Annotated in this window: 2 protein-coding genes; both read right to left on the bottom strand. The window is 27.4% G+C overall.

What is annotated here, in order from left to right; translation table 11 throughout:
• Positions 1–102: 102 nt before the first annotated feature.
• Positions 103–705, bottom strand: a complete 603-nt coding sequence (locus tag BM246_RS19655; RefSeq protein ID WP_074940710.1) for a hypothetical protein — start codon at positions 703–705, stop codon at positions 103–105.
• A gap of 422 nt (positions 706–1127) precedes the next feature.
• Positions 1128–1760: a hypothetical protein gene (locus BM246_RS19650; RefSeq protein ID WP_074940707.1), complete on the bottom strand. Its 633-nt coding sequence runs from the start codon at positions 1758–1760 to the stop codon at positions 1128–1130.
• Positions 1761–1902: the final 142 nt, after the last annotated feature.

Here is a 1902-nt window from a genome sequence, read left to right as displayed (position 1 = left end):
AATATGGAGTATCAAAAATAAAAACAGCTTAAAAACAAAGATTTTAAGCTGTTTTTATACTTTTTTAAGGGGTTGTGCAACGGTTACCGGTGTTGGCAGTAGTTATTTTAATTTATGTTTAATATGTTTCAATTCAGACTTTTTAATGGTCAGTTTCTCTGTCTTTTCCTTTAAATCTTCAATCATTTTTAAATATTCGATTTCATTCGTTTGTTTTAATAACTCTATATAACGATTTAACAACAACAGTGCTTTATTTCTCCAGCGTGATAATTCGCCTATTGGATGATATGATTTAGTTTTCAAATATTCCTCTAAATTATAAGAAATAATTTCGTCAATAGTTACTTTAGGGAAATTCTCTTTTACATTTTTCACACACTTTAAAGTATCTTCTATTTTAAATCGTATTTCTTTTTCGCACAAAACTTTTAGACTTAATAAGTCATTTTGTTCTATAAAATATTCTTCCAATGGTTTGGTAAATTCAACGTATGGGAACCAACCTCCTTGAGCACAAGAGATTAACTCTTTTATTCTTTTTTCTTTTTTCCATTTTTCAACAATAATATCACGAACTCTATTATATTCGTTCAATATTTTTTTTTGCTCGTCTTTATTTGTTTTTAAAGCATTATATCCAAAAGATTTATTATTTGACTTGTAATATTTCTCAATTTCCTTATTTAATTTAGTATAACTCATTCGTTTTTATTGAGTGTTGATTTTAATTACTGCCAACGTGATTGTGTATGGTTAGTTGCGTGGTAAAGCAACTAATTTAGCAAATAAATCACAGATAGAATATTCCGCAGGAATGTTCGTAAGTCGGCAGTGACCTAGCAATTAATTATACACGGTGTTGTACAACGTTTTTAGTTTGGTTATATTCGATTTATGTTGTTAAAAATCATTTTCAAAATTATAATATATTCGGTTTGTATTCTCTTTGTTTATTTCGGGTTTTATATGATATTCAATCATCCTAGCTATGAAAGCTCTTTTTTAAATGGGAAGCAACTTTTTTCAGGGCTTGGACTTATAATCGTTGGTTTAGTATATCCAATTACTGATATACTAATATTCTTAAAAAAGAAAATTAATTAGACGATGTCGAATAATGTTTTTTATTCTATTATTTGTTGAATTAAATCTTGGTCAACATTTTCCGTATTCAGTTTTATGTACCTAAACGATTTCACTTTTGAGTCATTAAGTTCAATAGTTAAAATCTTATTTTTATTCGAGTAAGCGATTCCATTATCAAATGTCAGATAGTCTGTTCCAAATTCCGATTCCAATTCCGTTTTTGTTAATCCGTAAAGATTAGCTTTTCCTAAATCAGAATCTGGATTGAAAATTCTAAATTCAATCAAAGTTTCAATTTCGTCGTCATAAGTATGTTTGTTTTCTCCATATTTGAAAACTACTATTTCATCCATTTTAATGGATTCTTTTTTTAAGTCGGGAAAGAAATAAGAATAGAAAATAGAATCTTTGTTTTTTGGATTAAAATAGTATTCTTTTCCATTACTCACACTAGTAGTAACTTCTCTCTTTTTCTTTTTTTTAAATTCCCGTAAATTAAGTGGGTTTTCAAGAAAAGAGTTCAGTTTAGAAATTCCAATATATTTTTCGGCTTTTTCAATTTTCAATCCAGTCGAATCAACCACAATTTGGACTTGTTCAGTTTCTTTATCAGACACATTTTTGCAACTTATAAAAACTAAAAATATTGTCGTTAAAACTCGGATTTTCATTGTTTGGTCAAATGTTGTACAACGGCAGGTATATAGACATTAAGGGATTATCAATATAAATATCCTACAGATTTATATTGAAGCTAATTTAGGAAATAAATATTTAAACTTATGAAAGAATATTTGGTTTGCTAAAGTAGCG

This window comes from Algibacter lectus (assembly GCF_900112395.1).
GTDB lineage: Bacteria > Bacteroidota > Bacteroidia > Flavobacteriales > Flavobacteriaceae > Algibacter > Algibacter lectus.
Note: the sequence above shows the minus strand (reverse complement) of the source record. Positions and strands in the feature narration are given on the sequence as shown.